Below are 26,730 nucleotides of genomic sequence, written 5' to 3' on the forward strand. Positions count from 1 at the left end.
ACTGCCCGCTGTCGCAACTCAGCAGGGTACGGGGAAGGGCGTGACATGACTCGATCCTCCACAAGAGGTCGGGCCGGTATCAAATCCGGGGCGGTTCAAAGGTGTCCTTCCAATGCAGGTTGTGGAAGGGAGCCTCTTCCACGGCAAGGACCGCCGTGATCCCAACAGAACGCAGCATGCCCGATCCTGACACGCTGGCGCCACAGACCCGGTGGCAACCTCGGCGTGCTCCGGCGTGGCCGAGCCTCCCACTGCGTGACAACGGTGCACTCTGTGCCGCGATCCGATCGCGGCGGAGCGTTACGGCGGGCCGTCATGGCAGTTCGCGGACATGCCGATGTGCGCGCGGCACAATTCGGCTGAGGCCTCGTCTGCTTTCAGGCTATGTCATATCGAAATGGCCGCGAGTTCGATTGCATAATTCACATTCGAATACATAGAAACCCCAGCCTGTATCGTGTTGCGGATCGTTCGGCACCTGATTCCACATCCACGGCTGCGTGCCCTCAAACACTTCGATAAGAACGGCTTCCGGATCCCCGGTCTTATGGTTGATGAAATCGGTCTTCGTCCACTCGCCGCAGTAGAGCATCGCCGTTGCACAACAGAACAGCCATTCCACGCCTTGGTAGGTACGGTAGGTTGGCGTGTGAACCAGCTCAAGAAGCACGTTAGGCGGGATGTTGACCGCCACCCAGCCGTCTGGATCAGGATCCGCCAGCGAGAATCCAGGCTGCGTACGAGCCAACCCCGGCACACCGTGGGTGCGCCCCCTCATCGCGTCCGACCAGGTGACCATGCCGAACTCGGTGTCCTTGGTGAGCGCCGCGCGCCCTGAGCTGAGGCATGGGTAACAGATCGCTGGATCGTCGCCGAGGCGGTAGCCGTCATCGACCATGCCACAATGAGGGCAAGTCTTGGCGCGTCGATCGTGCTCCTCGGCTCTCACCGAGAACGGCTGCTCGCACGTCGTGCAGCGATAAATCACGTCCGCACCGACGCTCAACGCCAGCCGACCATCGGTGGCTTTTCTACAGAATGCGCAAATACCAGACCCTGCGTACTCCGCGCTGCCTTCGACTGCTGCCTGATAAAGCCTGAACGGCGACGAAGAACGCTCACGTCCCAAACGCACACCACCACGGTACCTCGGCAGGCAAGAGGGGTCCGTCGCCGTGGTGCAGCCCTATGCGCAGTGCGGCAGGCACGGAACCACCGGATGACACCGCTGGTATCCGCTTTTGCCGCGATGCGCTCGCTACTGACCGCCACGGTGATCGACAGTCGACACACGCTCGTGGCCGATGAGCGCACACGTGACCTTGCTGGATCGGGTCCATTCATCGAGCACGAATTACGCGGCCCCACGTCGCATTTGTGCAGCGGACCGTCGTTGAGGCCCGCAGCTGGCGGCTCGGCTGGGTGATGGCCGGCAGCGTGTTTCAGCCGGTAGCCGTGTCCCGCGAGTGCAGGTCGCCGCCAACGCCGGTCAGCCGGTACACGGCAGGGCCAGGCCTCGGCTGCGGAGGTGAGGGATCGGGCCGTTGATGCCCGCACTCAAGCCGGTTTCCGTCGCTGTCGGCGACCCAGGCGTCCGCGCCGTTGCAATAGACCGCGATCGCGTCCGGGTAGTACTGGACGTCGAACGGCGCATGGTTGGCGGTGTTGCCGGGCCAGACCTCCGGCCCGTCGGCCCCGACGGCGATGATGGTGATCGTCTCGTCCGGCTTGAGCCAGTAGTCTTCACCCCACGGCTCCAGCGCAACTTCCAGCAACGGGCTGAAACAGTTGGTGATGCCGAGCCGTGCCTCGTGTTCAACCGTCGCCATACCGCGCCACCCGGGTCGCACTTCGCTGATCGTTGCCAGTAACCATAGCCGTCGGCCGACGCACTGCCGCGACAACGATGCGAACCGTATTCACGACCGGTCGGTCAGGTGTGCGCGCTCATGCCGCGACTGTTGCGTGTCGGCGGGACCGTACTGGTCACCATCGGTGACGGGAGCGACGACACCGAGGCTTGCTGTCCTGCTGATGAGCGGGTGTCGCTACGCTGATCGGCTATGGCTTCGCCGCTGTTCTCGACCGTTGAGGAGCTGGCTGGTCTGGTGCGGGAGCCGGACCTGGACCGGTTGGTCGTGCTCGGGCAGCGGTTGCTGGACGAGAGCAGGGGCCTTGCGCCGGACGAGTTGACCGCCGCGGTCGGGGAGCTGACTGAGGTGCTCAAGGTCGGGCCGTACGGCGAGTTCGCTCGCCTTGCGCTCGTCGCGCGGTCGTTCGTGCTGCGGGGCGGTTCGCCGCTGCCGCTGGTGCCCGAGGTGGTGCCATGGATCGTGCGGGTCTTGGCGTTGCGGGTGCTGTTGTCGCAGGCGTGGCCGACGGTACGGCGGTGGCGATGGCCGAAGACACCGCCGGACCCGGCGTCGGACCGGGTGCCGGAGTGGGGTGACTTCGTCGCGCGGTGCAAGGCCAACGCCGATCGGTTCGACCTGACCGACGCCGGAGCAGTCGCCATGGCCCGCTCCTGGCGAGACATCGACCCCTGGCTCAGACTGTTGCACACCGCCATGGAGCGGCAGGAGTTCCGGGGCGCCGTCGCGCCGCTGCTGCCCGAGCTGACCGACCTCGTCGACCAACTCACCGACGAGCTGCACACCGCGGACTGCATAGCCGGCCTCGCCCGGGTGCTCGACAACGCGTCGCTGGTGGTGCTCGACGCGGACTCCGGCCGCGGCTACCGCCTGACGATGAGCGGCATCGGCGACAACTGCCAACTGCACACGCTGCTCGCCGACCGGCTCATCGGCGATCCGGCGGACGGCCTGATCCTGGGCCTGCGCCCCCAGCCGGCCTGGGTGGCGGCGGCGAGCACCGGCCCAGCGGAGACGCCCTCGCCCGACCACACACTTCGCAGATTCCGGCTGTTCGACGGTACTGGCGCCTACGTCTCCCCGCAGGGCCGGCCGTCCGACATCGCCGAGCGCGACGGCGTCCGGGTCCTCGTCGTACACCCCGCGCGCGGCAATCACGGATGGCTGCACGGCCGGCGCTTCGTCAACATGGTGCCGACACTCGCCCTCGACGAGATCATGACACCCGCCGACGCCGCAGCCTGGCACGCAAGCATCACACCCGCCCGCCAGGATGACTTCCTCGGCCCGTAACGGCGATCAACCACGCCCACCCCGAACACCGCGCAACACCGCCCACGTCTCTACCGGTGCGCGCTCATGCCGCGGGTCTCGCGCGGCCGCCGACACGGAGATCGTCACGCTTCGTGGCGGCGAGCCCGGGGCGTCGAACCGCAGCAGCGGCGCCCTCTCGTGCCGAATAGCGCGTGTCTTGTGGTCAGCGTGCTCGGGGACGGGTCACGTACTGGTGTGCGCGAAGTGTTGCGGATGAGCGGGTGCCGTCAATGGCTTGATCATCGATGGTCTCCGGTGTCGTTGCCGAGGACAATGTGCTGGTGGTCAGCTCATACAGCGTGTGGGATGCGACGGGTCCGGGCGTGCCGGCGTTGCTCGGTATTCACAGGCCAGGGGATGTCATCCCGGCTGAGCTGCTGGGGCTGCTGATATCAACCGGTGTGTGGTCGGCCCAGCGGGTGCTGTGGCACGTCGAGCGCCTGCCGGTGCCGGAGGACCGCGGTGAAGCCTTCGCCCGCTTTGCGGCGCATGTACCAACCGCCTACCTCGACCAGGCGCTGGCCATCGCCGGCACCATCCCCGAGGAGCGCCCGCGTGCCGAGGCGTTGGCGGCGCTTGCCCCGCATCTGACGGCCGATCTGCGCGCCGAAGCGGTGGCCACGGCCGCCGCCATCACCGAGCCGTCGGCCCGGGCCACGGCACTGACCGGTTTCGTGCCGTGCCTGCCCGAGGAGCAGCGATCCGCTGTCCTGCGGGACGCGGCAGCCGCGGCGGCGGCCGTTACCGACGGAGTCCGGAAGGTCAGTGCGCTGACCGGCCTTGCACCGCACCTGCCGGACCAGCAGCGCGGCACCGTCCTGCGGCCGGTTGTGACCGCGATGCGCGACGCCCCCGTCGGCGAGAACATGATGTACGTGTTCGGCGAGGTCGCGCCGCACCTGCCGGCCGACCTGCTCGCCGAGACGACGGCCGCGGCCGGTGCCCTCGTCGCCGTCAGCCGGCGCGCCAGCGCGTTGGCCGCGCTCGCGCCGCACCTGCCGACCACGTTGGCCGCGCGGGCGTGGGCCGCGGCCGAAGCCATCGTCGAGGACGACCAACGTGCCAAAGCGATGACGGCCATCGCCCCGCACATGCCGGCCGAGCAGCGCCCCGCAGCCCTGCAGCAGGCGTTGGCCGCAGCCGGCGCCCTCACCGAGCCGTACACCCGCGTCAGAACGCTGGCCGGTCTGCTCCCGTACCTGCCAGACGAACAGCGCGCCGCCGCGCTGGACCAGGCACTCACCGCCGCCGATGCCGTCACCGATTGCATGTATGGCGTCGTCGCGCAGGTCGAGGCACTGCTCTACCTCGCCCCCCACCTACCCGACAGTCGGCGGACCGCCGTCCTCCGCCGCACACTGGGGGCCGTCGGCACCATCCGCCGTGAGAACTGGCGCATGTTCGAACTCGCCCGTCTCACACCGCACCTGCCGACCCACCTGCGCACCGAAGCACTGGCAATGATCACCGAGATCCGCTGCGAGCAGTGGTTGGCCCGGGGTCTGGGCGCGATCGCCCCGTACCTGTCAACCGGCCAACTCAGCCAGGCGGTCGCCGTGGCCGACGCCATCCAGGACGCCTACTGGCAGGCGCACGCCATCGCCGGACTCGCGTGGCACCTACCGGCCGACCAACGCACCCGCGCCGTGGCCGCACTGACCATCGCCACGCCCGAACCATGAGACATCCACGACAAGCTCAAGTCGATCGCCTGTACACGTCAAGATCGGGTGCACGGATCGACCTGCTGCACCGGAGCGAAGGCTTGATCGGGTGCGCGGATCTGCCGCGATCCGGCGGCATCACGTGCTGTAGCTGCCGTCCCATGGTTGGGTGAAGCCGAGCCTGTCGGGGTAGAGCTCAGCCCAGTCGCCGCGGTCGGCGTCGGACTCGTCGACCAGGCCGAACAGGGCACCGTCGTCGGTGAGGCGAAAGGGCTGGACGGCGATGTCGTCGAATCGCGGCGCATCGAGTTCGTCCATCAGCGTGGCGAGGATACGGTCGACCGCCTGCGGGTCGGTCAGGTAGCGGCCGACGCCGATCCGGCGAATCGTGGATGCCTCGTGCCGGCCGTCATGGTCGAAGCGGTGGACGTAGGCGTACCAGGCGAAGCTCTCATCCAGGTCGTCAACGTCCCGCCTGGCACCGTGTACCGCCGCGTAGAAATAGCCAGCCGCGTAGCGCCCGATGGTGTCGTTGCGGTAGTCCGGCTCATGAGCGATCGGGATGCGTAGCGGCACGGCCATCCGGCGAGCCTAGACGCGCATGCGAGAGCCCAGCTGGGAGCATCCGCGACTTCCGGCCCTTCCTGCTCGTCGAGGACACAGCGCTGATCACGTGCGCACACATGCCGCCGTTGGTGCGCGGTCGCGGCGAGGTCGACCGTGGCTGGTCACGGACCGTCAACGGCTCGCCGTGGCCGACGCTTCCTGTCGTGCCGATGAGCGCGTCCCGTGCCGGTCCGACGAATGTCCAACCGGCACTGGCAGAATCGTCTGCGTGGGCGGGGACATGCCACGGGCAGGCGATGTCAGCGACGACGCCATCGGCAAACTCGGGAACCCAGTGCCGATACTCGTGCGGAACAACGGCGGGACACTGCTGGAGCTTTGGTTGGAGCCATATGGACAGGATTACTGGCTGCAGCCCGGCGAGGCGGTCATCGTCATCTCGTACGGGCCGTCGCATGAATACCCTTCTCCGTCGAACACGAGCCGGATCGGATCACGATCTGGGCCACAACGTTCCACGCGAAGGTCACCGACAGCGCCGGCAACGAGGTACCCGGCGCACACCAGCGCCCGAAGGGCAAGTACGACGCGTGACGTGCGCGCTCATGCCGCGAAGCGCTCGCTACATAACATCACTGCGGCCTGGTCCAGGCCCGTCCAGTAGCCGGGTCGGGTGCATCAGGCCGTGGCGAGGTTCAGGCATGTCGGATGGTCCGGGCGGCCTCCATGACCTCCTTCAGTTGCTCGCTGGTGAGCCGCCGTGCCCGCCATGCCAGCGCGGCGATCTGGACGCTCGCCGGGTGGACTTGCGCGTCCTCGACGACCGGCCCGACCCCGGTCAGCGCGACCACGTCGCCGGGCTGGTAGCCGAGCAGGTGCGCGAACGCCGTCACGTACTGCGGGGTGATCACGACCCTGCCCGGGCCCAGTCCCGCGACGGTGGAGTCGGAGACGTAAGGACCGCCGCCGACAGCCATGAGGACCTTCGCGTTGTACGGGCGGATGTTGCGATTACGGAGCAGGCGTAGCAGCAACGCTCCAGGTGTGTCCGGGTAGTCGTCGGTGGGCGCCGGTCCAGGTCGCGGCTGCACCGGAAGCGACCTGACCAGCGCCTCCAGCTGGCTGCGCTGGTCTGCGTTCATTCGAATGGCGTGTTGCAGGATCGAACCTACGTCCCATGGCGACGTCGGCCAGGCCGAAACAAGGTCGTCCGGCACCGGCAGCCCAGCGATGACGAACAGGTCGGCGGTGTGAATGCCGAGCGCCGGCGCCAGTTTCCGGACAAGGTTCGGACTCGGCGCCGCACTGCCCTTGACGACGGCAGCGAGTTCCGCGCCGGGCACATCCATCTCGTAGGCCAGGACGGCTCGCATCTGCTCGACGGACGAGTTGACCGTCGGCCGCCGGTGCGACAGCAGGCGCCACAGCCGCACGCCGAATGGTGAATTCCCCACGACGTGCGACCGTACCGTCCGATGGTCCTGTTTGCCGGCCTCCCGGCAAACGCTTCGAGCCGGGGCATGCGGCTGGTCCGGACTGCCTGATCCCGTGCCCGCTCATGCCGCTGCGGGCGCTCAGCGCCAGCGGGTGTCGTTACCGACGGTGCACGGCAGGAACGAGCCGGGCCTTCCGATCGTGCCGATGAGCGCGCGCTCGATCTCGTGTATCCCGATCATAGGACGGAGGCAGGCCGCACGTCCTCACCGGTGGACGGCCGCGTAAGGCCGCACGGACACGGCTCTTCAACCCGCGCCTCCGGCCACGAATAAACCCAGATATCCAACTCGCCGAGCCGTTCTCCGGTACGGCGGAGCAGAGCATCGCCAATCTCCCCCACCACGGTCACATCCGATGGGTGTGGACCTGACCCGAAGTGCACGCCGATGCATCGGAGGCGTTCGGTGAGTGCCTCCCGGAGCTGGCCGAGCGCGGCCGGATCGTTGTCAAGGCCGCGAGCCGTAGCCGCGCACACGCGCACGCCCCAGTCCTCGTCGACGAGCAGCGCCTCCGGTACCGCACCGAACCGGCCGACGGCGAGCGCGATCCCTGCCCGCTCACGCCACGGCGCCCCGCTGGCCAACCGCAGCAGCAGCCGCGTCACGCTCGGACGTTCGTCCTCCAAGTCAGGTGCCGCCAGCAGCTCGGCCGCCGCGACGATCGCGGCCATCCGCTCCTCGTCGTCACCGGACCCGATGAACGGCGCGACGCTGCGGTACAGATCCGGCCGCGCGGCAAGCATTGCCCGCGTCGACACCATCTCCACCTCCCACGACTCATCACCGTGCCTGTCGAAGTCCTCTATCTCATCGACGGCATCAGACACGGCGCACCGCAGCCAGCGCAACAGCTCCACCCGCACGGTCCGGTCCATGCAGGGGTCGCCGAGGATCGCCGCCAAACACCGCGCAACCGGCGGCACCGCCGGCCACACCGTGCTGGAGTGCAGCACCTCGTGCCACAAATAGCGCACGGCCCCGGCGCGCAGCTCAGGATCACGGCCGAGCAACGCCCCGAGATGGCGCGGGAAATCGGTCGCGCGCCCCGCCCCGGTCTGCACCATCGACCAATCGGTCTCGTCAAGCACCGGCACACGCTAACCGGCCGCTGCCAAAGCGTCCTCATCTGCCGCGACGTGTGTGTTGCGCGGATCGGTCGGCAACTGGCTCACACTCGGGGTAAATCGCGGACGGGAGCACGCGGCACGCCCAGGCGGTCGAGAAGGTCGAAGTACGCGTCCTCACTGAGGACGTACCGTGTCGACGGAAGCCGGAGCCGGGCGGCGAGCCCCGGACGGCGCGCGGTACGCAGAATCTGTCCGATCGGCCCGGCCGGGACGATGTACCCGGCCTCGGCCGCCCAGTTGACCGCATGTCGGACCGCTTCACGGGGTGGACAGCCGAAGGCGGCGATCGTCTCGCGGGCGCGACGTCGTGCAGCCTTGCGCGCCATTCCGATCATCGCATGGTGGTCACGCTCGAACGCATATGCGGTGTCCCGGTCAAGCCAGACACCCCATCGGTCACCGGACGGGGTGGCCGCGACGACCTGGCCGTAGTCGCTGTCGGCGATGTACGTGGCGATCACCGGGCACGACGAGGCGGCTACCAGGCTCAGCAGAGGATCGGGCTCACGGCCGAGCACGTTGTCAGGCAGGTCGTAGACACGCCACCCGTCGCCGCGGACAGCACCTTCGTGGGAGCGGACAGACGCGCCGATGTCCTGCAGCACCACCGACGCCTGATCGCCGCGGACCGCGATCAGCGTGCCCCAATAGCCCATGCTCGGTCCCTGTCGCTGTCGATGATCAGATTCGCCGGACTGTAGACGGCATCCGCTCACGGCGCCGCGTACACCCACACCTTCGCCGCAAGATCGGCACCGCGCGGCAGCATGTCGGCATGACCGAACCGACAGGATGACCGCTGAACTACGGGTAAGCTCGCGCGGTACCACCGAGAACCCGTCGCCGCCGGTAACCCCAAGCCCAACACGATCGCGACCAACGTCCTACATCCTGAGCGATTCATCGCCTCCCTTGAGGGCGCCTCGATCCGCGGCAACCCCCAAGGCCGCAGCGCTCGGTGATCGCATACGTTCGAACGTTGGACCGCTACAGGCCCTGACGTGGCGGTAGCCATGGGTGGCGTGCAGAGCCTGGGTCGTGGCGTCCACAGACGCCGGGCGAGGTGTGGGCTCGGGCGCTGGGAGGCCTGGACCGGGAGCAGGACTGCTGTGGCTGGGCGCACCGGCTGACAGCACCGGGCGCACGTGCGCAGCTGACCGCGTCCGGGTTCGGCGCCGACGGCCTCGCAGCGGTGCTGGATGATCCCGAGGTCGGCGCGGCGGCCGCCACCGCGGTGGGCTGCGCCGCGACCACCGTGCGGAGCGCCGGGATCGACCGGTGGTACCGCCGCGTCGCTGTCACCGACACGTACCATGGAAGAATCTCCTTGTGACGTCGGAACCGCGGTGGGCAACGGCGCGCCGGGGCGGGGTCTATCTGCTCGTCTCGCTGTTCACCGGCGTCGTCACGGTGCTCACGCTGCCGCTGCTGTGCGTGCCGCGGCTGGCCCGGCTCTGGGCGGGCGCGCACCGCGACCGCGCCGGCCGCATGCTCGCGACCGCGTCGACGGCACCGCCACCGATCCGTCGCCTGTGGGCCGAGCCCGCGCCGGGACGCACGCTGCGCGCGCTGCTCTGGCTGCCGGTGAACGCCGTGACCGGACTGCTGTTCGGCCTGCCCGCCCTGCTCTGCGTGGGCAACATCGTGGTCGCGGTGATCGCCACCTCGCTGTGGTGGGCGTTCACCCCGGCGGAGCGGCCCCGACTGTTCGTCGACGTCGCGGTAACCGGCTGGACGACGGCGCTGGCCCTCGGTCCGCTGCAGATGATCATCCTTTCCTTCGTGGGGTCCGTGGCATTCGCCCCCCTCGCCCGCGCACACGCCCGGATCTGCGTGGCGGTGCTGGCGCGCTCGACCAACGACCAGCTCGCCGAGCGGGTCGCCGAGCTCACCCGCACCCGCGCCGACGTGCTCGACGCCCACGGCGCGGAGCTGCGCCGCATCGAGCGGGACCTGCACGACGGCACCCAGGCCCGGCTCGTCGCCATCGCGATGCGCCTGGCGGTGGCCCGGCAGGCGTTCGACGACGACCCGCGCGACGACGCGTTCGTGGCCCGGCTGCTTCGCGACGCCCACGAGGGCATCGAGGCGGCCATGACCGAGCTGCGGGAGGTGATCCGGACGGTGTACCCGCCGATCCTCGCGGACCGGGGACTCGACGGTGCGCTCAGCGCCGTCGCGGCGGGCTGTGCCGTGCCGACCCGGCTGGACATCGGCCCGATCGAGCGGGTCCCGGCGGCGATGGAGGCCGTCGTGTACTTCGCCGTCGCCGAAGCCCTCACCAACGTCACCAAGCACAGCCGGGCCACCACCGCCCGGGTCCGGGTCGGCCGGACCGCCGACCGGCTGACGGTCGCCGTCACCGACGACGGCATCGGTGGCGCCGACGACCGGCGGGGGACCGGCCTCGCCGGGATCCGCCGCCGGGTGCTCGCCCTGGACGGCACCGTCGCGGTCGACAGCCCGGCCGGCGGACCGACCACGATCACGATGGAGCTGCCGTGCGGGTGGTGATCGCCGAGGACAACGTGCTGCTGTCCACCGGCCTGGAGCTGTTGCTGGGCCGGGCGGGCTTCCAGATCGCCGCCGTCGCCGAGGACGCCGACGCGTTCCTCACCGCCGTGCGCGAGCATCGGCCCGACGTCACGATCGTCGACGTCCGCCTGCCGCCGTCGTTCCGCGACGAGGGCATCCGGGCCGCGCTGCAGGCCCGCCGGGAGCGGCCCGGCCTGCCGGTGCTGGTGCTGTCACAGTACGTCGAGCAGCAGTACGCCGCCGAGCTGCTCGCCACCACCGGCGGCGGGGTCGGCTACCTGCTCAAGGACCGGGTCAGCCGGGTCGAGGAGTTCGTCGACGCGCTGCGTCGCGTCGCCGCCGGCGGCACCGCGATGGACCCGGAGGTGATCGCCCAGCTGGTGCAGCGTGCCGGCGACCCGATCGCCGCCCTCACCGCCCGCGAACGCGAGGTCCTCGGGCTGATGGCCCAGGGCCAAGACAACACCGCGATCGGCGCGCAGCTCGTCATCACCGACAACGCCGTGCACAAGCACATCGGCAACATCTTCGCCAAGCTCGGCCTCGCCGTCACCGACAGCGGGCACCGCCGGGTCCTGGCCGTGCTCGCGTACCTCAACGCGGCGGGCCGGACCGCCGGCGGTTGATCCGGCCCGCGCGCTCTTCTTGGCGCACGCCGATCGCGGCGGCCTCTATTCGCGCACGCCGATCGCTTCGACGGGCCGGGGCCGCATGGCGATCCGGGCCGAGGTCATCACGGCGGCCCAGCCGAGCAGCGCGGCGACCCCGACGATCCCCAGGTACGCCAACGGCGGCACGGCCGGCAGCAGCGTCCGGGTCAGCGCGAGGCTCGTGCCGACCAGCGACGGGATCGCCGCGAGGGTGCCGATGAGCACGGCGGTCACCACGATGATCCGGGTCTCGCTGCGCATCATCGCCCGCACCTGCCGGCGGGTCGCGCCGACCAGCCGCAGCAACGCGAACTCCCGGAACCGGGCCGCGGTCGCCATCACCAACGTGTTCACCACGGCGATCGCGAGGTAGCCGAGCAGCACCGCGTTGAGGATGAGCCCGACCGCCGACTCGCCGGCGGCAGCCTCACGCTGCGCACCGACGAACGCGGCACGGTCGCTCACCCGTACCGTCGGCAGCCCCGCCACGGCCGACCGCAGCGCCGCACCGACCACCCCGACGTCGGCGCCTGGGGCCGCCGCGACGAGCACCGCCAGGTCCAGCCGGTCGGTGGTGTGCGTCAACACGACGTCGTGCGGCAGCGTGACGTCGCCGAGGCCGAGGCCCCGCTCGTAGATCGCCACCACCGTCGGGGTGACGGGCGTGCCGTCGCCGAGCCGGAGCGTGACGGTGTCGCCGAGCGCGACGTCGAGGGTGCCGGCCGCGATCCGGCTCAGGGCCACGGTGTCGCCGCGCAGGGCGTCGAGGTCGCCGTCCAGTACACCCGGATCCAGGGTCGTGGTGAGCCGGTCGGCGGTGATGCCCTGCGCCGCGTAGTGGCGGAACTGCACGTCCTCGCCCGAGCGGAAGGTCACCAGGGTCCGCGTGCGCACCACCGGGGTCACCACCGCCACGCCTGGCACGCGACGCAGCGTGTCGGCGAGCTCCGGCGACACCCCCGCCGACGCGGACGTGACGACGAAGTCCGCCCGCAGCGCGTCGGCGGCCTGGTCCTGGGCGGCAGCGCTGGCCGTCGTGCCGCTGAACAGCTGCCCGGCGGCCAGGGTGATGCCCATGATGAGCGGCGTGGTCGCCGCGGCCAGCCGGCGGGCGTTGGCGTGCGCGTTGGCCGTCGCGAGGAATCCGCTGACGCCAGCCCCCGGGTTCAGCCATGGGCCGAGCACGGTGACGGCGCCGGCAAGCAGTTTCGGTCCGAGCAGCCCGACGGCGAAGATGAGCAGGAACGCGGAGAAGGCGGCGCTCTCCGCGGCCCCCTCACCGCGCAGCCGCAGCGGCGGCACCGAGGCCATCGCCAGGCCGGCCGGGATCAGCAGCACCCCGACGGTCAACCGGAGCCGGCCGAGCCGGGGCGGCTCGAGGACCGCCTCGCCGAGCGCGTCCACCGGTCGGAGCCGGGCCGCCCGCCGGGCCGCGACCCAGCTGCCCAGCCGGGCGCCGATCAGGCACAGCACGACCGAGACCAGCACCGGCAGCGGGCCGATCGACAGCGTGAAGTCCGCCGGGATCGCACCGACCGCCACGAACGCCGCCCGGAACGCCAGACTCAGCCCGATCCCGGGCACCACGCCGAGGACCGCCCCGAGCGTGCCGACCACCATCGTCTCCGCGGTGATCATGCGCAGCACCTGCTTCGGGGTCGCGCCGATCGCCCGCAGCAACGCCAGCTCCCGCAGCCGCTGCCGGACCGACAGTGCCAACGTGCTGCCCACCACGATCATGATGACCAGGACCATGCTGCCGCCGAACGCCAGCGCCAGCTCGCTGACGAACGACCGGGTGCCGCCCAGGTCGAGGAACTCGGCCTCGCTGCGCTCGCGTCCCTGGTACACGACGACGTCGGGCACCGCCGCCCGGATCGCGTCGGCCACCTCCTCGACGCCGGCTCCGGGTAGGAGCAGCACCCCGATCACCGCCACCCGGTCGGCCCGCCCGGACAGCGCCCGGACTCGCTCGTCGGCGAAGAACACAGCCGGCTGCCGAGACGCCCGGCCGTCCGGCAGGCGCACGACGCCGCTCACCCGGAACGTCGCGACCGTCGACCCGACGGCGAGCCGGACCGTGCCGTCGACGGGGACGCCGGCCCGCTCGGCGAGGGCTGCGTCGAGTACCACATCATCGAAGGCTGTCGGGGGACGACCGGCGCTCATCGTGAACGGGCCGAGCACCGTGGACCCCCAGCCGTGCCCGCGTGTCGCGGCGTCGCCCAGCACCGCGCCGTCGGCCGTCACCAGGCTCACCGCGACACTGACGTCGGCGATCGCAGCCCGCACGCCGGGCACCCGCGCCACGTCGGCGATCCTGTCAGCCGGCAGGGTCGCCCGCTCGACGAACCGCGGATCCACGTCGTCGGCCACCGGCATCGCCTGCCGGGCACCGACCACCAGCTCGGCGGCGCGGTACCGCTCGGTCGGCACCTTGGACCGCTCGCTGCTCTCCAACAGGATCCCGCAGGCGGTGATCACCGCCGAGCCGAACAGCACCGCGACGAACGCCGCGACGAACCCACCCGTGCGCCCCCGGACCGTGCTCCAGGCCAGCGCCAACATGCGCCGGCTCACCGCTTCCCCAGATGCGTCGTAGGGTCGTCGTCGTGGGTCGTCGGGTCGTCGTCGTACGCCGGCACCAACGGATGGCGGCTCACCGTTCCCCCAGGTGGGTCATCCGCTCGGCGACCTGCTCGGCCGACGGGCGGTGCAACTCGCCCGCCAGCCGACCGTCGGCCAGGAACAGCACCCGGTCGGCCTGCGCGGCAGCGACCGGGTCGTGGGTGACCATGAGCACCGTCTGCCCGAACTCGTCGACGATCCTGCGCAGCAGTGCCAGCACCTGCCGGCTGCTGCGACTGTCCAACGCGCCGGTCGGCTCGTCGGCACAGACCAGATCGGGCCGGGTGACCAGCGCCCGGGCGATCGCCACCCGCTGCTGCTGCCCGCCGGAGAGCTGGCTCGGACGGCGATCGCGGAACTCGGCCAGCCCGACCGCCGCGAGCACCTCGCTCAACCGCGCCGGCTCGACCGACCGCTCGGCCAACCGGACCGGCAGGGTCACGTTGTCGGCCACACTCAACGCACCGATCAGGTTGTACGCCTGGAAGACGAACCCGATCCGGTCCCGCCGCAGCTCGGTCAGCTCCGTCTCGGACCGCCCGGACAGCTCGGTGTCGCCCAGCATCACCCGGCCCGACGTCGGCCGGTCCAGCCCTGCCGCGCAGTGCAGCAGCGTGCTCTTGCCCGAGCCGGATGGGCCCATCACCGCGGTGAACGTCCCCCGCCCGAAGCTCGCCGTCACCGCGTCCAGCGCGCGGACCCGCTGCTTCGGCGAGCCGTACTCCTTCGACACCGCGTCCAGGCGCACCGCGTCGGGCGACGTCACGGCGGTCTCGGCCGGTCGTCGCGACCCGGCCCTCGTAGTTCTCATGTCCATCGAGGCTAGGCATGACGACGGCCCGGACCGATACCCCGCGCCACCGGAGTCGGACTACAGCCAGCTGTAGTGACCGTCGAGCGTTCTCACGTCGACAGCGCGCCGGGCATGGCGACGATCATGCCGGGTTCGCCGAGCTGCTGCCGACACGGCCGCTTGCCGGGGCAGCGTCTGGACATCGCCCGGGACTGATGCAGTGATGTCGTTGCGATCAAGGCGGCTGGCCAAGGCGCGTCGCGGGTCGGCTTGGTCGTCGGGATCATCTCGCTCCGCCGACCGGCGGCGTGTCGCTCGTTGCTCCATGAGCCCGGCGCGCCCGAGCATGTCGGTCAGGAGTCACCGCGTCCACACCGGTTCGACTGCTTGTGCTTGAGGTTGGTACAGCCGCATTTGTGCTGGCGAGGATGGCGTCAAGGCCGCGTTCGAACAGTTCGTCGTCGTTCCAGCGGTTGGCATCGAGGTGGCCGGAGGCGTTGAGGGTGGGGAAGGCGGCCGGATCCGCTGTGATGTGGCGCCGAGCGTCGAGCCGCCGGTCGGGGCCGGATGTTCGGCGGAAGGTCGCCTCGGTGAGTGCTGAGCCGATGACGTGGTTGGCGAGGAGGTGGGTTGTTACCGCGAGGTGCAGGTCGGTGAGTCCGCCGCGCGACAGCGCCGATTGCAGGAATTCGGTACGGGCCAGGACGTGCGGTCCCAGCACCGGCCGGCCGATCCAGGCTGGTGCCCATGGGTGTCGGAGCAGCACTGCACGCCACGCTTTCATCAGATAGCGGACGTCGTGCTGCCACTCGGTGGGCTCCGGCAGTGCCACCTCGCCGAAGATGTGGTCGAACGCGAGGTCGAGGACGTCTTCTTTGGTGTTGACGTGCCAGTACAGGGCTGTGGCGGTGACGTGGAGGGATTCGGCCAGGTTGCGCATCGTCAGTCCTGAGATTCCGCGCCGGTCAAGGAGATCCACGGCCGCGTCCACGATGCGGGTCCGACTCAGCGGAGAGGAGCGTGTCCTGGGGTGGGGGCGGCGCAACCAGATCGAGGTGGCCTCGGGCTTGGATGTCGGCACAGTCGGAGCGTAAACGAGTGGCGTCCCGAAGTTAACGTCGGTAGATTACCTTAACAACGTTAACTTCACGAGGAGTGATCATGCCAACGCTCCGCGTCCAGATCGCGAGTGATCGCGCCACAGCCCGGAGGGTCGTGGAGCTCCACCGCGCAGACAAGACCCATCACGAATCTCGTGCGGCGGCTCGAGACGAGGCGTGGCGACGCGGGTGGACTCCGGCCGGTGAGCCGGTTTTCGTCGGTGTCATGAAAGGCGAACCAGTTCGCCTTCTGTATGACGTGGAGGTCTATTCGGACACCACTGCCTGAGCGCCCGGCACACCCGCTCCTGCCGCCGTTGGTGCGCGGTGTCCCGTCGCTACTCGTAACGGTGGGTGATCAGGCCCTGTGGTGCCGAGGTTTCTGAACTGCCGATGAGCGCGCGTGGTCAGCCTGATCGAGCGTGCGACAACACGGCGGTCAGCTTCGACCGCCGTGTCCGGTGGAGGGTGGTGCTCAGGCCGAGAGGTCGACGGTCCGGGGTTTGCGGCGCTTACTGCCGAGTCGGTGGCCGAGCCAGACCAGGCCGAGGCCGACGCCGAAGATGACGAGGTTGACGATGCCGTAGGGCAGGGCGTCGAAGTCGGTGACTTCGGCGGGGAACGCGTCCGTGCTGCCGCGGACCCACTCGCGCAGCAGTTCCATCGTCTGGAACGTGAAGACGAACGAGTGGGCCGCGATGTACGTGACGAACGCGGCGAGCCGGTTGCGGACGAAGAAGCCGATAGGGAACGGGAGCAGGAGCATGAGGATGAGTTCCATGCCTCGAATCCTGCGCACCCGAGCGGGTCCGGACTTCCAGGGCAGCACTGGACCTTCGCGGGGCGACCACCTGCGTGTTGGCACGGATACGCCCGGGCCCGCGGTCGGGCATCATGAGCGGGTGCCCGTGCGCTGGATCGTTGCGCTTCCCGTGGCGGTCTACCTGGCCGGTGCGGCGCTGCAGGCGGTCGTGCCGGCGACCACGGGCGGCGGTGACGGAGCCGCCGCGTTGGCGCTGGGCCTGCTGCTGCTCGGCCTTCCGGTCGCGGTGGGCTGCCTGCTCGGCCGGAGGGTTCCGGCGAGTCCGGTCGGCGCGGCACTCGCCTGGGTCGGGGCGGCGCCGTCCGCGGTGTTCGCGCTCGAGTGGTGGGGCAAGAGCGCCCGTACCCCCCATCCGTGGCCGGCCGCTCAGGTGCTGTACCAGGTCCAGGCGGGCGCCTGGGTCTGGAACCTCGCCGGGTTCGCCGCGCTGTGCTTCGTATTTCCCGACGGCCCGTTGCCCGGCCGGCGTTGGCGGTGCGTCGGATGGCTCGCCGTCGCCGCCGGGGTCTACGTCAACGCCGAGCAGGCGCTCATCGGACCGCCCGGCGAGGGGCAGCCGGTCACGCTGTCCCCGCCCGTGGTCGCGGTCAACGCCGTCGCCGCGCTGCTCGGCTGCCTGGTCGCGTTGAGCCTGATCGTCGGGAGCCTCGTCGTCCGGTACCGCGGTGCGGACCCGGTCGTCCGGGGTCAGCTGCGATGGCTGGTGCTCGGTGCCGGTACCGTGCCGGTGCTCCTCGCCCTCGGCTGGGTCCTGCAATGGCTGGGCGCCTCGCCCGCAGTGGCCTTCCTCGGGCTTTTCGCGGCACTGCTCGTCGCGGTGCCGGCCGCGGTCGCGGTCGCGGTGCTGCGGCACGACCTGTTCGATGTCGACCGGCTGCTCGGCTCATCGCTGGCCTGGCTGTTGACCACGATCGGCTCGGCGGCGGTGTTCGCTCTCGCCGTGACGATCGGCGCCAGGCTGGGCGCGGGCAGCCGGGCGGGTGCGACCGGTGCCGCGTTCGTGACGGCCCTGGCGCTGTTGCCGATGCACCGCCGGCTCAACACGGCGGTCGGGCGGCTCGTCGACCGGGACCGGTACGTCGTGGACGCCCGTATCCAGCAGTTCGTCCGGGCAGTGCGCGACGGTACCGCCGAACCGGAGGAGACGCAGGAGGTGTTCCGCGCGGCGCTCGCCGATCCCGGCCTGCGGCTGCTACTGCGTCGCCCCGGCATCGAGGACGTGTACGTCGACCTGGCGGGCTCCCCTGCCCAGGTGGACGAGGCTGCCGGCGGAGTGCCGCTGTCGTCGGGCGGGACCGTGGTCGGCCGGCTGGTGCTCGGCATCAACTCCGCACGGCGGCTGCGGCGGGCCCGTGAGGTGGCGCTCGCGGCCCGGTTGCCGATCGAAGTGAGCCGGCTGCGGCTGGAGCTGCGGGAGGCGCTGCGCGACGTGCGGGACAGCCGGACCAGGCTGGTCTCGACCGCGGCCGAGGAGCGCCGCCGCCTCGAGCAAAACCTGCACGACGGCGCCCAGCAGCAGATCGTCAGCGTCGGCATGCGGCTGCGCTCGACGCAGCGCCGCCTCGATCCGGGCTCCGCCGAGTACCGCGACCTCGACGCAGCGGTCGAAGCGCTGGAGGCCACGATCGCCGAACTGCGCCGCTTGGCGCACGGGCTGCGTCCACGCCAGCTCGACGACGGCCTGCCAGCGGCGCTGCGAACCCTGGTCGCCGACGCACCGCTGCCCGTGCACCTCGACATAGCCGACGTCACCACCACCGACGTCGTCGCGACAACGGCGTACTTCGTGGTCGCCGAGGCCTACGCCAACGCCCTCAAACACGCACGCGCCGCCCGCATCGACATCCTCCTCACCGAGACCAGGCCGGAGCCCGAGCGCGGCCAGGCGTCCGGCGATGAACCCGACCCCACTGCCAAGCCGAAGCCCGAGACCGAAGGCCAGGACACGATCCACATCGAGGTGACCGACGACGGCGTCGGCAGCGCCCGCGAACTGACGTCCGTCCGCGACCGGGTCGCCTCCCTGGGCGGCGATCTCACCGTCGTCAGCCCGCCCGGCGCCGGCACCCGCGTCCTGGTCCGGATCCCCGCACACCCACCCGCTCCGGAGGGCCGCGATGCGCATCGTCGTCGCTGACGACTCGGTCCTCTTCCGCGAGGGCATCATCCGCCTGCTGACCGAGGCCGATCACGACGTCGTGGCCGCGGTCGGCGACGCCGACGCCCTGCCGGCCGCGGTCGACGCCCACCGACCGGACCTGGCGCTCATCGACATCCGGATGCCGCCGACCATGACCGACGACGGCGCCCGGGCCGCCCGCCACCTGCGCACCCAGCATCCGGCGCTGCCGATGATCCTGCTCTCCCAGCACGTCGAGACCCGCCACTCCGTCTCGCTCGTCGCCTCCGGCGGCTTCGGATACCTGCTCAAAGACCGGGTTCTGCGCGTCGACGACTTCCTGGACGCCGTGCGCCGCGTCGCCGAGGGCGGCTCGGCCCTGGACCCGGATGTCGTTGCGGCAGTGCTGTCGTCCACCCTCCACGAGAGCCCACTCGGCGTGCTCACCGAACGCGAGCACGACGTCCTCGCCCTGGTCGCGGAGGGCCACTCCAACGCCGCCATCGCCGCGCGGCTCACCCTTGCCGAGCGCACCGTGGAGACCCACATGCGCAGCATCTTCCAGAAGCTCCGCATCGCCGAAACCGGCGACCGCCACCGCCGCGTCCTTGCTGTCCTGGCCTTCATCGCCCATCCGTGACAGCCCGCGCTCCGCGGCCGAACAACGTGTCATACACCCGGTTGCCGACGCCGGCACAACAGTGCCTGCCCTCAATCGCCGCTGTCACGGGCGCAGACCTCCCCTGTGGGTTGTCACGCACCGTAGCAACGTGTCGGTGGCGTAAGCGGCCGGAAGCCGATGAGCGTGCGTCGAGCCTGAAGTCGGCCGGAGGCGGCGAAATGGTTGGTGGAGCCAGGTCGGACGGCGGTATCGTCCGCTTTCGTGATTCCCCCGACCTGGATCGAATACCGCCGCGACGAGGATGGCGAGCTGCTCGGTTACCTTCGTCCTGTCGACGATGCGTCCGGCCAGTACGTTCCGGTCACCGTGTTCGGGTATGCCATCGGTGCCCCCGGAGACGAGTACGACGCGCAGCAGGTCCTCGAGGCGATTGGGCTGAGCTACCTCGCCGACCGGTGGTCGCTGACGCTGGACGGGCGCAGTGAGCCGATTTCGGTGCAGATTGTCGAGGCGAGTCCGCAGCAGGTGCTGGTCAAGAACGTCGACTTCGGTTACGAGGGCGACATCGGCACGATTTTCCGCCTCGACGTGCCGATCGGCGACAGTCTTCGGCGTCAATGACCCAGCACACGCAGCCGCAGAACGCCCGCTGAGGCATCCGCATCTGCCGCCGACCGAGCGCCGGGCCGCCGGAAGCGGTCACGCTTCGTGACCGGTGGTCGGTGCCGGCGGGCGCCGGATCTGTCGATGAGCGTGCTCTGGATCGTTCCGATGGGCGGGCGGAATGGCTCCCTGCAACTCGACCCGCAGGAGGCCGTGGCGTGCGGAGCCACTGGGGGATCAGGGCATGCCGTGCAGCGGGTCGTTGGTTGTCGAGGGATGAACTCGGCGATGGCGAGCCGATGACGTCCGGGCGGATCTCACCACTTGTTCTGACGTAGTCGAGTCCGCTGGACGGCGGTCATGCGGGCCGGCTCTTGCCGGCGATCATGTCGACGAGGGTGTCGATGAGGTCTTCGGCGGAGACGCCTCCCCACTTCGGGTCGGTGAGCTGGCCGCTGGCCTCCAGGCCGGCGATCCCGTTCGCGCTGCTGATGAGCAGGGCTGCGTATCGCCGGGCGTCCTGCTCGCCGACCAGGTCGGCGACGACGGCCAGGAACTCGGTCTGGCTTCGCTGGGCAGCACGGGCGAGTGCTGTGGGGTCGCCGGGCGGGTTGCTGAACATGAGCTTGTAGAGGTGCGGCTGAAAGCGGCCGATGTCGATGAGTGCAATGAGACCGCCGCGAATTTTCTCGGCGGCTGACAGGCCCGGTGCCGCGCGAAGGGCTTGCATGCGGTCTCCGAGCATGTCCCATGCCCGGGTTCCGACGGCGATCAGCAGGCTCTCCTTGTCGAGGAAGTGCCGGTAGGGCGCTCCGCGAGTCACTCCGGCGCGCGCCCCCACCGCGCGCAACGTCACGGCGTCGAGGCCACCGGAATCGAGCAGCTCAGCGGCCGCGTCGAGCAGGGCGCGGCGCGTGGCGGCGGCTGATTCGGCACGGCTGGTCACGCGGACGATGCTAGCCCACTTGCGATGACTAAGTCACTTGAACCAGTTGACGCTGTCATCTCATTGCCCCACACTCAAGAGATGACAACGTCAACTGAAACTCGGGAACTTGTGGTCGTCACCGGGGCGTCGACCGGCATGGGCGCGGCCACCGCGCGGGAACTGGCTCGGCGCGGGTTCCATGTCCTCGCCGGCGTACGGCGCGACAGTGACCGGGTGCCCCTGCGGGCCAACGGCATCGAGCCGGTAATCCTCGACATCACCGACCCCGACCACGTCGCCGCGCTCGCCGCACGTGTCGAGCGGGGTCCGCGGCCGCTGCGGGCGCTGGTCAACAACGCCGGCATCCCTGGCGCCGGCCCGGTCGAAGTGATGCCGCTCAGCGAATGGCGGCGCATCTTCGAGGTGAACCTCTTCGGCCACGTCGCCGTCACCCAGGCCCTGCTTCCCGCGCTGCTCCGCGACAAGGGACGCGTCGTCAACATCAGTTCCCTCAACGGCAAGATCTCCATGGCCGGCTACGGACCGTACGCCGCCAGCAAATTCGCGATGGAGGCGATGAGCGACGCGCTGCGCAACGAGCTGGCCCCCCACGGCGTGCAGGTGGTAGTGGTCGAACCGGGCGGCGTCAAAACCGAGATGTCCCGCGCCGGCCTCGCCGCCCTCAGCCGCCTCGACGACGGGATGACGCCCGAGCAGCACGCGCGCTACGGCGCCCTGATGCGGGCAATACCCTCCCACGTGGCGGCGTTCACCAAGGCCGGCGTGACCTCCGACGTCGCCGCGAAGAGGATCACCAAAGCGGTGACCGACGGCAGGCCCCACACCCGTTACACCATCGGCGCGGCGGCCGCCTTCCTCATCCGGGCTTCCCGCATCCTTCCCGACCGGATGCTCGACCGGATGACGACCTCCGACCTCCGCAAGCACTACCCGGCCGAGAACCGTGGCCGCACGACCGCGACACATACCGACTGACCGAAACACCCGCCGGAGAAGAACCGAGAGAACGATGTCGACCACCAGTACCGCGGCGGGCTCTGATCAACGGGCGAGTGGAGCTACACCGGCTCGGTCCACGAGCCGATCGACACTTCCACCGGTGAGGGCGCTGGGCCCCACCGCCGAGCACATCACGCCAGTCCCACCGCGCTCGCTCGTCCCCGGTTGCCGGCAGACCGCCACAGGGATTAGCGTCGGTGAGCACATTGCCGGCGGCGGTCCGCGCTGGCTGCGCCGACGTCTCCGGCTCGTCTCAGGCTGGGCTGTTGCCGTCGTACTGCTGGCCCACTCGCTACCCACCGTGCCGGACGGGGCCCGGCTGATACTCACCGAGGCGCGACTGACCGATCAACCCGCAACGCGACCTGACGCACGCCGCCGACAAGCCGGACCACAACCACGAATGGGGCGGCGTGTCGGATCGATGGTCCACCGTTGGCGGCGTACCAGGTGAGCGCCATCCGACGTGCGGATGTGGGACTCGCCTGACGGGGACCGGCCTCTCCGCTTTTGCTTGACGTTGCTTCGCGCGGTTCCTTCGGCGGTCTTCAGCTGAGCTGTTCGGCCAGTCCGACGATGATGCCCTCGGGGCCGCGGAGGTAGCAGAGCCGATAGCTGTCCTCGTACTGCGCCAGCTCGCCGACGAGTTCGGCACCGTGGGTACGCAGGCGGGCAACGACGTCCTCGATGTCGTCGACGGCGAACATGATGCGACGGATCCCCAGCGTGTTCGCCGGTGCATCCTTCGGCTCGGCGCTGATCGCCTTCGGCCTGTGGAACATCGCCAGCTCGACACGACCGTGGCCGTCCGGGGTCCGCAGCATCGCGATGTCCTGTCGGACGTCGTCGACCCCGATGACACGTTCCACCCATCGGCCCTCGACCGGCCCCTTGCCCTCCAGCTCCATGCCAAGTTCGACGAAGAACGAGATAACAGCGTCAAGGTCGTTGACGACGATGAGGACGTTGTCCATCCGCTGGATCGACATGCTGGGTCTCCTTTGGTGTCGTACGGCCACGGTGGCCGCTTCCGCCCCTGAGACGGAGCCGTCAGACCGTTCTCGACATCCTTTGCAACTTTTTCGGAGCCTGATGCAGCGGGCGAACCCGGCACCTATCGCAGCATCGACGGCGCGCAACTCCCGACATCTCAGGTACTGAAGTAGCCGATGAGCGCGCACCTGATCAAGCGTCTTGCGGCGTCCGTCAAGTACCGAGCAGACACACTTCGGACTTCTCCTGGGCTGCTGCGTTCGGCACCGCATGACGCGCCGCAAGCTCGGACTTCGGCGCCGGGACATGACGTTGGGTTGAGTCCAGGCTTTCTGGTGTGGCGGTCGTACCGCGGGTCGTGTCTTCGTCGACCTGGAGGAGCCCACGGCGACCCGGATCCCGGACGGACCGGCGCCGCTCGGCCGAGCGCTGATGTCCGGAACTTCCGGACGCCGTTGATCAGCAGGATCAGGCCGGCGACGGCGACGACCGGACCGGCGACCGCCCAGATGGTCACGCCGCTCATCGCCCTCACCGGTCGGTTGCCGCAGGGAGGGCGGGCCCTCGAAGGCCGCGCCCCGCAGCGCGACGCGGACCGGTTCAGGGGCCGCGGCGTCGAGGACGCGGCAGACCGCCTCGTCGTCGAGACGTTCATCGCGGAGCCGGTGACCGCCCGCCGGTGGGGTTGAGCCGCACCTGGCGCTCCATCTCCGCGCGGTTGGGCCGGGCCGCCGTCAGGTCCTCGGGCCAGCCGCCGACCTCGGTGAGGGCCCACTCCGCCCAGCGCAGCGCGGCCTGCGCGAGCTCCGCGTTGAACCGGCCGGTCAGCACCAGGATCGCCGCGCGATCCGGATAATCACCCAGACCCGCGAGATAGCGCTGGGCGTGCAGCGCGTTGCGAGTGAGCTCCTCCTCGGCCCAGGTGCGTAGGCCGTCGATGGTCGCGAGGAGGTCAGCCTTCGTGCCGTGCTCGGCGTAGAAGACCTTGAGCAGGTGCTCCGACGCGATCACCGTCGGCTCCGTCGGTGCGGCGAGCCACGCGGCCAGCGCGGACCGGCCGAGCTCGGTGACCGCGTAGACCGTCGAAGGCCGGCGCCCGGTCGCTGAGGCGGTCGCGGTGACCAGACCCGCCTCAGCCAGGCGTTTGGGCTCCTCGAAGAGCTTGCTGCGCGACTGCAGCCAGTCGCCCAGGCGGCCGACCTGCCGGGCCAGCTCGTAGGTGGTCAACGGGCCGATGGCGAGCAGTCCGAGCACCGCGTACGACGTCGTTGTCAGTTTTCGGACGACCGCCATCAGGATAGTCCCTTCTGAACTATGTTTAGTCCATGCTGGACTATAGCGGCGATTGGCCGGTGGTAGTAGTCGGGGCCGGTGCAGCCGGGCTGACGGCGGCGGTCGCTTTGGCCCGCCAGGGCGTGCGGGTGCTCGTGGTCGACCGGCGGCCGGCACCGTCGGACCAACCACGCGCGACCGTGGTCAGCATCCGCTCGATGGAGATCCTGCGCGGGTGGGGCCTGGCCGAGGCGACGCTGGACGGCGGCGACCGCGACGTCGAGTGGGTGATGTGGGCGGCGCCGTCGCTGGCGCAGGTCGCCGAGGGCTACGCGATCCCGGTGGGTTACCCGTCGCGTGCCCAGGCGGCCGTCCTGAGCCCGGTGGAACCCGCGTGCGTGCCGCAGGACCACCTCGAACACGTCCTGGAGGAGCACCTACGCTCCCTGCCGTCGGCGACCGTGCTCCGTGGCGTCACAGCGAGTGTGCTCGCACCCGACACCGTCGACCTCGGAGCGGCCGGTGTCGTGCGGGCGCGGTACCTGATCGGCGCCGATGGCGTCCACGGCGGCACCCGCGCGGCCCTCGGCATCGCCGCGGACGGCGCGGCCGGGCTCATGGCGGGCGCCAGCGTGAGCTTCCGCGCGCCGCTGTGGGACCTCGTCGGCGCGCACCGCCACGGCATCTACTGGCCGACCGACGCGGGCGGCATTCTTCTGCCCTGCGGCGGCGGCCGCTGGCGGTACGCGGTCGGCTGGGACCCGGAGGGGGAAACCGCCGCGGACTATCCGCCCGAGCGCATCATGGCCATGCTCGGCCGGGCGGTCGGCGTACCCGGTTTCGCGCCCGAGCCCGACGGCTTCGCGTCCTTCACCTCGTCGGTACGCCTGGCCGAACGCTTCCGCGTCGGCGACGCGTTCCTCATCGGCGACGCCGCCCACGTCGTCACCCCGCGCGGTGGCACCGGCCTGAACACCGCCCTGCACGACGGCTTCGACCTCGGCTGGAAGCTCGCCTGGGTACTGCACGGCTGGGCAGACCCCGACCTGCTGGACACGTACGAGTCCGAGCGCCGGCCGGTCGCGGTGCACAACATGAACCGCTCCGCCGACCCGAACGGCTCCTACCGCGCGGCCGACGAGGAGCTGCACGCCGACCTGGGCGGGCGCATCCGCCACGCGTGGCTTCCCGGGCCGGGCCAACGACGCTCCACAGTAGACCTGCTCGGGCCCGGCCTTACGCTGCTCACCGCGCCAGGGTTCGCCGACGTACTCCCACAGAACAGCACGCCGCCGCTGACCGTGCACGCGCTGGACCAGCTCACCGCCCGCGCGCTCGCAGTGCCGCCGGCGGGGGCCCTGCTGCTGCGGCCGGACGGGCTACCGTACCGTTCGGGCCGCCTGTCCGAACTGGCCGCCAGCGGGGTCAACCGCTCGGGATGAGCAGGCACAGTCGTGACCGTCATCATGCAGGCGTCCGGATCCGCCGCCGAGCGAGCGCGTTGCCAGGAGTGGCTTCGTCTGTGACTTCGGAACCCGTTTGTTGGCGAGCGCGGGTCCCACCGGCCGACAGCCAATTCGTGTGTTCGTGAGTTCGGGGCCCGTTCGCCATGTCAGTAGGGGAACGTCGTGGCCTTCGATGTCTCACCCGCGCCACTTGGGCGACCCGGACGGGGTGAGCAGCCACCACAGCCGGTCACTGCCCAGCCCGCATGAAGTCTGCACCGCGGACGCAAGCCAGTACGGGTCGGCGTCCCTGATCGCGATGCACTTGCCGCTCCACACGTTGCGCAGCTGGTAGCTGCTGCGCAGGTACTCGGCGGCGCGCGAGTCGCCGGGGACGTGCGGGTGCACGACGTACCACTGCTGGTGCGGCCCGCCGTTGCAGTCGTGCTCGGATAGGGCCACGCCGTCCACAAGGCTGAACGCCGGCACCTCCAGGCACTGATCGAAGTATTCCGGATACGGATAGAAGGCGTGGGTCTGCAGCTCCATCGGCGCGCCGGGCGCGTCTGAGACCGCAACGGCCATGTACTCCGAGGCCCGAGTGAGGTAAACGCCGTAGTCGCTGCACGGCTTCTGCACCACGAGGTCGTCCGGCGTGCCGTCCGCGGCGAACGGCGCCAGGCACAGCCCACTGTTCATGTTCTGTATCTGGATCCTCATGTACGTCAGGGCGTGGGCCGTGGAGGCGGGCATGACCGCGCCGGCAGCGCCCGCGGCGACGATGGTTACGGCGATGAAGGCAGGTCGCAGCTTCATGGCGGTCCTCCTGCATGAAGTATTCGATAGTGTTAGCCTCTATCTAATATGTGCGCGGAACGGCATCGCCGTCAACGGCGGGATCAGTCGGCACGCTGACAGCCGTCGCCCCAGTGGCTCGGCGATGAGTTTGAACTGGCGGGATTGGGCCTGGACCCACCCCGAACCTGCTCCATCCATCCATCCGACCGGCTCGACGCTCGACGGCAGCTCAACATCCGCCCGCCGTTCTTATCGCGAGCGCGTTGAACCGCCCCGGATTTGATACCGGCCCGACCTCTTGTGGAGGATCGAGTCATGTCACGCCCTTCCCCGTACCCTGCTGAGTTGCGACAGCGGGCAGT

Annotated in this window: 24 protein-coding genes; 10 read left to right on the top strand and 14 right to left on the bottom strand. The window is 70.1% G+C overall.

Annotated elements, in window-relative coordinates:
* Positions 1-382 precede the first annotated feature (382 nt).
* Entirely contained in the window at positions 383-1,135 is a 753-nt protein-coding gene (locus tag OP18_RS56420) for a CbrC family protein (RefSeq protein WP_156090299.1), read from the bottom strand.
* A 307-nt stretch (positions 1,136-1,442) separates the two neighbouring features.
* The gene (locus OP18_RS47340; RefSeq protein ID WP_052388435.1) at positions 1,443-1,829 is read right to left on the bottom strand and encodes a hypothetical protein; all 387 of its coding nucleotides are present in this window, start codon (positions 1,827-1,829) and stop codon (positions 1,443-1,445) included.
* 234 nt (positions 1,830-2,063) lie between these two features.
* On the opposite strand from OP18_RS47340, the gene OP18_RS54175 reads away from it, so the two are divergent.
* Positions 2,064-3,164: a hypothetical protein gene (locus OP18_RS54175; protein WP_052388436.1), complete on the top strand. Its 1,101-nt coding sequence runs from the start codon at positions 2,064-2,066 to the stop codon at positions 3,162-3,164.
* A gap of 266 nt (positions 3,165-3,430) precedes the next feature.
* The gene (locus OP18_RS47350) at positions 3,431-4,867 is read left to right on the top strand and encodes a hypothetical protein (protein WP_156090300.1); all 1,437 of its coding nucleotides are present in this window, start codon (positions 3,431-3,433) and stop codon (positions 4,865-4,867) included.
* Between the two features lie 120 nt (positions 4,868-4,987).
* Here OP18_RS47350 and OP18_RS47355 read toward each other — a convergent pair whose 3' ends face one another.
* The 4 genes from OP18_RS47355 to OP18_RS47370 all read right to left on the bottom strand — a co-directional run bounded on the left by OP18_RS47355 (position 4,988) and on the right by OP18_RS47370 (position 8,695).
* A complete protein-coding gene (locus tag OP18_RS47355; RefSeq protein WP_033366911.1) occupies positions 4,988-5,431 on the bottom strand; it encodes a hypothetical protein in 444 nt (147 codons plus the stop codon).
* A 680-nt stretch (positions 5,432-6,111) separates the two neighbouring features.
* Positions 6,112-6,849, bottom strand: coding sequence for a hypothetical protein (locus OP18_RS47360; RefSeq protein ID WP_052388438.1), 738 nt, complete (start codon positions 6,847-6,849; stop codon positions 6,112-6,114).
* A 239-nt stretch (positions 6,850-7,088) separates the two neighbouring features.
* Positions 7,089-8,000, bottom strand: a complete 912-nt coding sequence (locus tag OP18_RS47365; RefSeq protein ID WP_156090301.1) for a HEAT repeat domain-containing protein — start codon at positions 7,998-8,000, stop codon at positions 7,089-7,091.
* A gap of 80 nt (positions 8,001-8,080) precedes the next feature.
* Positions 8,081-8,695 (bottom strand): hypothetical protein, encoded by a 615-nt coding sequence (locus tag OP18_RS47370; RefSeq protein WP_033366915.1) that lies wholly within the window; start codon positions 8,693-8,695, stop codon positions 8,081-8,083.
* Between the two features lie 673 nt (positions 8,696-9,368).
* Between OP18_RS47370 and OP18_RS47380 the strand changes: the two genes are divergently transcribed.
* Positions 9,369-10,553 carry a sensor histidine kinase gene (locus tag OP18_RS47380; RefSeq protein WP_033366918.1) on the top strand — a complete coding sequence of 395 codons (1,185 nt, stop codon included), beginning with the start codon at positions 9,369-9,371 and terminating at the stop codon, positions 10,551-10,553.
* Positions 10,541-11,200 (top strand): response regulator, encoded by a 660-nt coding sequence (locus tag OP18_RS47385; RefSeq protein WP_033366920.1) that lies wholly within the window; start codon positions 10,541-10,543, stop codon positions 11,198-11,200. Before OP18_RS47380 ends, OP18_RS47385 begins: the two co-directional genes overlap by 13 nt.
* Before the next feature lie 45 nt (positions 11,201-11,245).
* Here the strand turns inward: OP18_RS47385 and OP18_RS47390 are convergent, their stop codons facing one another.
* From OP18_RS47390 to OP18_RS58950, 4 genes are all read right to left on the bottom strand, one after another.
* Positions 11,246-13,792, bottom strand: coding sequence for an FtsX-like permease family protein (locus OP18_RS47390; RefSeq protein ID WP_052388442.1), 2,547 nt, complete (start codon positions 13,790-13,792; stop codon positions 11,246-11,248).
* A gap of 91 nt (positions 13,793-13,883) precedes the next feature.
* Entirely contained in the window at positions 13,884-14,663 is a 780-nt protein-coding gene (locus OP18_RS47395; RefSeq protein ID WP_033366925.1) for an ABC transporter ATP-binding protein, read from the bottom strand.
* Positions 14,664-14,928: 265 nt separating this feature from the next.
* Complete coding sequence (locus OP18_RS56425) at positions 14,929-15,726, bottom strand: TetR/AcrR family transcriptional regulator (protein ID WP_342668968.1); 798 nt, start codon at positions 15,724-15,726, stop codon at positions 14,929-14,931.
* A 494-nt stretch (positions 15,727-16,220) separates the two neighbouring features.
* Positions 16,221-16,526, bottom strand: a complete 306-nt coding sequence (locus OP18_RS58950) for a hypothetical protein (protein WP_033366928.1) — start codon at positions 16,524-16,526, stop codon at positions 16,221-16,223.
* Positions 16,527-16,647: 121 nt separating this feature from the next.
* Between OP18_RS58950 and OP18_RS47410 the strand changes: the two genes are divergently transcribed.
* From OP18_RS47410 to OP18_RS47420, 3 genes are all read left to right on the top strand, one after another.
* Positions 16,648-18,705 carry an ATP-binding protein gene (locus OP18_RS47410; protein ID WP_162189929.1) on the top strand — a complete coding sequence of 686 codons (2,058 nt, stop codon included), beginning with the start codon at positions 16,648-16,650 and terminating at the stop codon, positions 18,703-18,705.
* Entirely contained in the window at positions 18,686-19,327 is a 642-nt protein-coding gene (locus OP18_RS47415) for a response regulator transcription factor (protein ID WP_033366930.1), read from the top strand. Before OP18_RS47410 ends, OP18_RS47415 begins: the two co-directional genes overlap by 20 nt.
* A 243-nt stretch (positions 19,328-19,570) precedes the next feature.
* On the top strand, positions 19,571-19,930 hold the full coding sequence (locus OP18_RS47420; RefSeq protein ID WP_052388440.1) for a hypothetical protein: 360 nt from the start codon (positions 19,571-19,573) through the stop codon (positions 19,928-19,930).
* 340 nt (positions 19,931-20,270) lie between these two features.
* Here OP18_RS47420 and OP18_RS47425 read toward each other — a convergent pair whose 3' ends face one another.
* Positions 20,271-20,858 (bottom strand): TetR/AcrR family transcriptional regulator, encoded by a 588-nt coding sequence (locus OP18_RS47425; RefSeq protein WP_033366932.1) that lies wholly within the window; start codon positions 20,856-20,858, stop codon positions 20,271-20,273.
* Between the two features lie 111 nt (positions 20,859-20,969).
* Between OP18_RS47425 and OP18_RS47430 the strand changes: the two genes are divergently transcribed.
* Positions 20,970-21,836: an SDR family oxidoreductase gene (locus OP18_RS47430; protein ID WP_211273900.1), complete on the top strand. Its 867-nt coding sequence runs from the start codon at positions 20,970-20,972 to the stop codon at positions 21,834-21,836.
* 572 nt (positions 21,837-22,408) lie between these two features.
* Here OP18_RS47430 and OP18_RS47435 read toward each other — a convergent pair.
* Positions 22,409-22,849, bottom strand: coding sequence for a VOC family protein (locus OP18_RS47435; protein ID WP_033366936.1), 441 nt, complete (start codon positions 22,847-22,849; stop codon positions 22,409-22,411).
* A 459-nt stretch (positions 22,850-23,308) separates the two neighbouring features.
* On the opposite strand from OP18_RS47435, the gene OP18_RS47440 reads away from it, so the two are divergent.
* The gene (locus tag OP18_RS47440) at positions 23,309-23,542 is read left to right on the top strand and encodes a hypothetical protein (RefSeq protein WP_033366939.1); all 234 of its coding nucleotides are present in this window, start codon (positions 23,309-23,311) and stop codon (positions 23,540-23,542) included.
* Here OP18_RS47440 and OP18_RS47445 read toward each other — a convergent pair.
* Entirely contained in the window at positions 23,505-24,146 is a 642-nt protein-coding gene (locus OP18_RS47445; protein WP_052388441.1) for a PadR family transcriptional regulator, read from the bottom strand. The two genes, OP18_RS47440 and OP18_RS47445, sit on opposite strands and share 38 nt — an antisense overlap.
* A gap of 59 nt (positions 24,147-24,205) precedes the next feature.
* Between OP18_RS47445 and OP18_RS47450 the strand changes: the two genes are divergently transcribed.
* Complete coding sequence (locus tag OP18_RS47450) at positions 24,206-25,567, top strand: FAD-dependent oxidoreductase (RefSeq protein ID WP_162189930.1); 1,362 nt, start codon at positions 24,206-24,208, stop codon at positions 25,565-25,567.
* A gap of 201 nt (positions 25,568-25,768) precedes the next feature.
* Here OP18_RS47450 and OP18_RS47455 read toward each other — a convergent pair whose 3' ends face one another.
* Entirely contained in the window at positions 25,769-26,386 is a 618-nt protein-coding gene (locus OP18_RS47455) for an RICIN domain-containing protein (RefSeq protein ID WP_033366942.1), read from the bottom strand.
* Between the last annotated feature and the right edge of the window lie 344 nt (positions 26,387-26,730).

This window comes from Dactylosporangium aurantiacum (assembly GCF_000716715.1).
GTDB lineage: Bacteria > Actinomycetota > Actinomycetes > Mycobacteriales > Micromonosporaceae > Dactylosporangium > Dactylosporangium aurantiacum.